Here is a 6,305-nt window from a genome sequence, read left to right as displayed (position 1 = left end):
AAAGGGACTGGTAGAGGGAACAAGGATAAAACCTTTGTTCTCTACAATATCAGTAGTACACCCATTATTAGGCACGTCAAAGTTAAAGGAGATTCTAGTCCTGACGATTCCACGCTCTGTGACTATTGGGAAGACCGCAAAACAAAACACGGAAAATTATACTGGGCTAAGGGTTCTAAATATAAACAAGTAGCCAAACAACAAAACTGGAAATGTACCGTATGCGGGGAGAACTTATTCAACGAAGAACAAATCGAAACCCATCATCTGATACCTGTGAAAGAAGGTGGTTCGGACGACACCGAAAACCTAGTCCACTTACACAAAGCGTGTCATAAGCAGGTACACAGCAAAACCAAGTCAAAGGCTTGAAGTAAGGCTTGAGCGGAATGATTGGAAACAGTCACGTTCCGTTCTTAGGGGAGGGGAGAGGGGCGACCCTCGAACCTTACCCGATAAAAATAGAATACCTGGAAGAACCCAATCCCAGAGATACATTTTTTGCTGTGGCATCTTTTCAACTTTTAGGAGAAACCATTCCCAACCGCGATCGCGTAGAAGCCTATCTCCATCAAATTTTGACCGACCTAAAAACGCGCCTTTTGCCGCCAACGGGCACGCTATCGAAAATCCACAGTGCCTCTGCCTTTAACTACCTGTACTTTCCCTTCTATACGCTTTACCGTATGGGCAGTCTGCATCTAGATGAATTTTGGCAGAAAGTTCTCAGCCGTCTGAAAATCCTCCTGCCAGAGCAGATGTATCCCAATGAATCGGGTGCCAGCCAGCAATGGCTCCTGCGAAAAGTCAGAACTAAAAAACTCTGTGCAGCGATACCGAATCACCAGCAAATCATCGATTTTGTTCTGAATCTAAAAAACAAGGGCGGCTTTGGCATTAAACCAAACCTAATTGATACTTATTGGAGTATTTCACTGCTAGAGGAGCTGGATTATGACCTGAGTCACATGGATGACACTCGCCAATTTATTCAGCGTCTCCAGGTTCCTCAGACTGGATTTACCTTAACAGAAGAGGGGATCGCAACCAGTCTTGAAGTGATATATGCCGGGATTTTTGCCAGTCTCATGTTGCAGATGGAAATTCCTGATCTTGACGCAGCACTGCGGTTTGTGCGGATGTGCCAGATGGATCGGGGAGGATTTGCGCGTATGCCTGTAGGACTGCCCGATCTTGAAAGTACCTATCGAGCATTAAAAGTTCTCAAAACCTGTACGGATAGCGACCTAATCTAGTCAGGAATAGGGCGAATGAGGAAACAGCAGAGATCGCATAGCTAAGCAAGGGTTGAAACACGAATTGCGAATACATCCAGATTGCGCGATCGCGACTTCAGTATGAGATCTTAAATCTGATTAAATAAAGATATTCGAGTTAGAAGTGCGAGCATCTTGCTTGCGCATAAGCTTGCGAGCAAGATGCTCGCACCCACCAATCAATTTTAAGCGAATTCAATCGGATTCCCGCTCTCTAACGGACAAATGCGATATATCGCACCCTTACACCGATAATCAATCGAAGATGGACAAACGTTTTTTCAATATCTTTAATTTGACCGAAGACGAGGCGATCGCGCTCTTAAAAACCCCGCCAGAGCAACTTGAAGATAAAACCGATCGCTACATTGCCGCTTCTCATTTAATTAACTTTCCCACAGAACGCGCGATCGATGCTTTGATTGAAGCCGTTCGCGATCGCGATCGAGACCTCTACAATCGCATCACGCGACGCAAAGCCATAGAAAGTTTAGGACGATTAAAAGCAACGGCAGCCATACCCGTCATTCGCGCTTGCTTGGCGGATGAAGATTGTTACACGGTAGAAAACGCAGTTTGGGCAATTGGGGAAATTGGTACGGATGATGAGGCAATTTTAGAAGAGATCGCCCAATTGTTAGATAAGCCGGAACAGAGTTATCGGGTTATTATTCAGACGTTGGCTAAATTTAACTATCGAAACGCTCTAGATCGGATTCAAAAATTTGTTGACTCTGATAACGAACCGATTGCTTCTGCTGCGATCGCAGCCGTTGCCCGTTTTAGCGGCGATTATAGCCAGATTGATAAAGTTGTTGGCTTCCTGCAACACGAAAGCGTCAATGCACGGCGAGCTTGCATTCAAGATTTGATCGATGCCCAGTATTACGACGCGATTCCTGAGATTGCGAAATGTCCCGTATCTGTTATTTTTAGACTGCGAGGAATTCGCTTGTTAGCCGATGCAGGCACGTCCGCCGGGAAAATTAGTTTTCAGAAAATAGAACCCCATTTGGATCGAGCAATCCGCGATCGCCCAGACGAGCTAAATTTAGTTCACGAATACGACCAGCTTCCTAGTTTAGCCTTTCTTGTTAACGAGCTATACCAGACCGATTTCGGACGGTGTTATCTCGCCAGTAAAACGCTGCTAGAAACCTATCCAGACGAAGCACCAGAGGCGTTGATGGCAACTTATGCCGAACAAGCGCACAACGACTACGGAGCGCACTATCACGTTATCAAACTGCTCGGCTGGCTCAAATATGCTCCTGCTTTCGATCTGCTAGTAGAAGCCTTACAAAATCCTCGCCCCCAGTTTCAAAAATCTCGCGCTGCCGCTGCGATCGCGCTGGCTAATTTAGGAGACGAACGGGCGATTCCTCTGCTTAAAGCGTCTTTGAATATCAATATTTGGGATTTGAAATATGCCTGTTTGCTAGCATTAAAACAGTTTGGAGACGATAGCGGCAAAGAGATAGCAGCTCGCGATCCCGATTGGTTAGTTCGAGCCAAAGCAATGGCTGAATTGCTGGACAATTCCACATGAAACCTAAAGTAATAATCCGCTACCTTTTGAGTGCTTGCTTATTGATAGTATTATTACCCGCGATCGGTTTATGGATTCCAAGGAAATGGGATGATGACTCGCAAGCAAGCTGTCAGTATCGAGTTTGCGTTGCCAAATTTGGATACCATTCCAATATCCTCGTTCCAGTTCGCAATGCCATATAATAGCAACCATTGGACAGCAAGAGGCTTAAGAATTGCCGATCTTAATACGCCCCTTTGGGCAGGTCATGCGACTGCTATCATGCACCTATTAGAAAGTCGTTGTTACCCGTAAACATTCTCTTCATCGCACTACTTGCCAATACTTATAAGCTGCATAAGCTAGCGTTACTACCCCCGTTACGATCGCCGATTCATCCACTTCAAATTCGGGATGATGCAAGGGAGGATTGTGCTTGTCGGGATACCCTATCCCCAGACGAAACATACTTCCAGGAGCTTGTTCTAGATAGAGAGAAAAATCTTCTGCCCCCAAAGACGGTTCGGTGAGAAGCTGTACGCGATCGCTTCCCCAAGCCTCTCGGCTAGCAGCTTCCAATAGCTGAGTCAAAGTTAAATCATTTTGTACTGAAGGTACGCCGCGACGATAGTTTATTTCGTATTTCGCGCCATAGCTGTTGCAGACATTGGCGACAATTCTTTCAATCCACTGCGGTAAATTGGCATGGGTATCGGGATGAAGCGATCGCACCGTCCCCGCCATTCGCACGCGATCGGCAATCACATTTGGCGCCCTGCCGCCGCTAATTTGTCCGATCGTTAAGACAATGGGACGCAAGGGATTTTGCGTGCGACTGATAGCTTGTTGTAGGGTTGTAATCACCTGAGAGGCAATCCAAATGGCATCGATCGCTTCGTGAGGACGCGCCCCATGCCCCGACTCTCCCTGAATAAAGATTTCTAAATCGTCTGCCGCTGCCGTCAGTACCCCATAGCGAATGCCCACAGAACGCGCTGGAATCGAAGGAAATACGTGAACCCCAAAAATAGCACTGACATCTCGCATCGCCCCGTCTCGAATCATCCAGCTAGCTCCCTGAGCGATTTCTTCGGCGGGTTGAAACAGAAAGCGTACATTTCCTGGCAGGGGTTCTGCCAGCTGAGACAACACCATTGCCACTCCCAACCCTACGGTTGTATGCACGTCATGACCGCAGGCGTGCATAATTCCGGGTTTGCGAGAGGCGAATTCTAGATCGGCTCTCTCTTGGATGGGCAGAGCATCCATATCGGTGCGAATTGCCAAAATGCGATCGTCGCTGCCGTTTCCTTGCAAGTTTCCTACAACGCCCGTTTTGCCTACTGCCTCTTGCACCTGAATGCCGCAGGAAGACAAAACCCCCGCGACGTAGGCAGCCGTTTGATATTCCTGTCCGCTTAATTCGGGATGGGCATGGATATGGCGGCGAATTTCAATCAATCGAGGCGCTAGGGTTTCTGCTAAATCTTTAATCTCAGAGAGCATTGGTTATCACAACGGTACGCTTTATTAAGATGTTAATATAACTTTACTGTGGCTGATTTCATCGATCCGCTGCGACAAGTAGCCAAACAATAAAAGTCGTTCCAGGCAAAGCCGGATTTTGACTCATTTCATTGGGACTGATTAAGTCAATTTTGCCATGCATTTGTTCGACTAATTCTCTGACGATCGCCAGTCCCAACCCCGTGCCAGGAATATCTCCTTGCGCCTGAACTCCCCGATAGTGCCGCTCGAAAAGATGTTCTCGATCTTCTAGCGGAATTCCGTAACCCGTGTCGCACACGGCAATTCCTTGCCAATTCCCAGTTTCATCGACTCGTTCCAATCCAGTGGCAATATGCACCGTTCCGCCTGCGGGAGTATATTTGAGGGCATTATCGATTAAATTGCTTAATACTTCTCGTAATGCTTTAGAATTGGCTTGCACGGGAGGTAAATTAGAAGGAAGATCGGCAATTAGATGAATGTCTTTTTCTTGCGCGATCGCACGGGCGGAATCTAATAGCGGTTCTAGAACATCTTTCACTTCTGTGGCTTCTAAACTCAGGGCATTGCCCAGCAACAGCGAAGGCGAATCGTCATCCGAGGTGGCTGCGGGTAAAGACAAAGCATTGGTTTCTAGGGTCACCGCATCGGTGTCGCCAGCAGTCGCGTCTATATCTACCTCAAATTCTTGCAGCAATTCTTGCAGGCGATCGCTCTCTCGTAAAATTCCTCGGACGACTGATTGATTGCGATCTTCGGGTAGGAGACGCTTGAGTAGCAGCTTGCCAAAGGTTCGCAATGCCGTTAAAGGATTGCGCAATTGATGGAGCAAACTATCCAATCTGTCTTTTTCTAGGCGACGAATCCGATACTGCTGGCTTAACTGCTGCTGATACCAACTTTGCCGCCGATCCAACAGGCAAGCCAGTGCTATGGTTTTGGCGATTTGCTCGATCTGACCTAATTCGTTTTCTTTCCATTGCCGCTTTTTGCGTCCCGTCACCAGTAAACCCATTACCCTATCTTCGTCCATCAAGGGAAAAACCATTTGATGCTGTCCTTCAGGGTAGGAAACCTCCCATAAAGCTTTTGATGCATCAATTTCGGTTTCGCGATGGGATTGGCTGATTTCATCGGCAGATGAGCCTAAGAGCAAGGGAACGGATGAAGTGACTCTACTCCAAACTTCCGGCAAGATGCTCAAACAAGCATCAGATTTCCAAACCGAATCTGTCTGTGGATAGATTGCAATGGGAATTAAGTGAGTATCTGTACCTTCTAAGCTTTCCTCAGCCAAATATACCGCACTCCAATCTGCCTTCAGTCCTTTAGTCAATAAAGCAATTTGAGACTGACACAGGGCAATAAACTCCGAACTGGGAGGAATAAAGAGGGGATGCGAACGAGACATCTGAGTTCTAGAAACTTTGTTGAATTTTTATGAAGAAAAATTACTTTTTGTATTAATTATTTTGTCTATCCTATCGCTACCATAACTCAAAACTACGTATAGCTTTTGTTTTAGACTCAGAGAACGTTAAATTTATTCCTGAGAGACAGTTGATTTTCTTAACTCAACCGGATATAATTGCCACGGCTTTTGTAACTAGGATTACAGCGAGTTGCCAAAATAGGAGGTAAGAGGGTTGGCAAGAAAACGGAAGCGTAAAAGTCGCCGTCGCCAAGAAGGACGTAAAATTCTGGAATTAGTACCCCAGTATAGTATTGAAAGCGGCGAAGATAAACCTGTCACAGCCGCACGCAAATTTATCCAATCGCTAGGAATTACCCCGCCAGCATTGTTGGTTGTCAAACGCAACGAGCATACAACGGATAGATACTTTTGGGCAGAAAAAGGTTTGTTCGGTGCTCAATATGTAGAAGAGAATCATTTTCTCTTTCCGAGTTTGCGCGATCTTCAGCCGCAGGGTAGTAAGGTTCCGATAGCGGCTGGCAGCAACCGCTAAATTATCGGCGACTTTTAAGTT

Annotated in this window: 7 protein-coding genes; 5 read left to right on the top strand and 2 right to left on the bottom strand. The window is 46.5% G+C overall.

Annotation, left to right across the window (positions count from 1 at the left end):
- The 4 genes from NIES593_RS03940 to NIES593_RS24490 all read left to right on the top strand — a co-directional run.
- A partial coding sequence (locus NIES593_RS03940) for an HNH endonuclease (protein WP_139253615.1) occupies positions 1–372 on the top strand: 372 nt, incomplete at its 5' end.
- Positions 373–389: 17 nt separating this feature from the next.
- A complete protein-coding gene (locus tag NIES593_RS03935; RefSeq protein ID WP_245817269.1) occupies positions 390–1,256 on the top strand; it encodes a prenyltransferase/squalene oxidase repeat-containing protein in 867 nt (288 codons plus the stop codon).
- A gap of 286 nt (positions 1,257–1,542) precedes the next feature.
- Positions 1,543–2,826 (top strand): C-phycoerythrin alpha-cysteine-82 phycoerythrobilin lyase CpeY, encoded by a 1,284-nt coding sequence (locus NIES593_RS03930; RefSeq protein ID WP_073598333.1) that lies wholly within the window; start codon positions 1,543–1,545, stop codon positions 2,824–2,826.
- Positions 2,823–3,011 carry a hypothetical protein gene (locus NIES593_RS24490; RefSeq protein WP_217651808.1) on the top strand — a complete coding sequence of 63 codons (189 nt, stop codon included), beginning with the start codon at positions 2,823–2,825 and terminating at the stop codon, positions 3,009–3,011. The genes NIES593_RS03930 and NIES593_RS24490 overlap by 4 nt, the downstream gene beginning before the upstream one ends.
- 121 nt (positions 3,012–3,132) lie before the next feature.
- Here the strand turns inward: NIES593_RS24490 and NIES593_RS03925 are convergent, their stop codons facing one another.
- Positions 3,133–4,314, bottom strand: coding sequence for a M20 family metallopeptidase (locus NIES593_RS03925; protein WP_073598332.1), 1,182 nt, complete (start codon positions 4,312–4,314; stop codon positions 3,133–3,135).
- Positions 4,315–4,372: 58 nt separating this feature from the next.
- Positions 4,373–5,728, bottom strand: coding sequence for a GAF domain-containing sensor histidine kinase (locus NIES593_RS03920; RefSeq protein ID WP_073598331.1), 1,356 nt, complete (start codon positions 5,726–5,728; stop codon positions 4,373–4,375).
- A gap of 235 nt (positions 5,729–5,963) precedes the next feature.
- Here NIES593_RS03920 and NIES593_RS03915 point away from each other — a divergent pair, with 235 nt between their 5' ends.
- Entirely contained in the window at positions 5,964–6,284 is a 321-nt protein-coding gene (locus NIES593_RS03915; RefSeq protein ID WP_015143156.1) for a DUF3155 domain-containing protein, read from the top strand.
- Positions 6,285–6,305 lie beyond the last annotated feature (21 nt).

The organism is Hydrococcus rivularis NIES-593, from assembly GCF_001904635.1.
Classification (GTDB): Bacteria; Cyanobacteriota; Cyanobacteriia; order Cyanobacteriales; family Microcystaceae; genus Hydrococcus; species Hydrococcus rivularis.
Note: the sequence above shows the minus strand (reverse complement) of the source record. Positions and strands in the feature narration are given on the sequence as shown.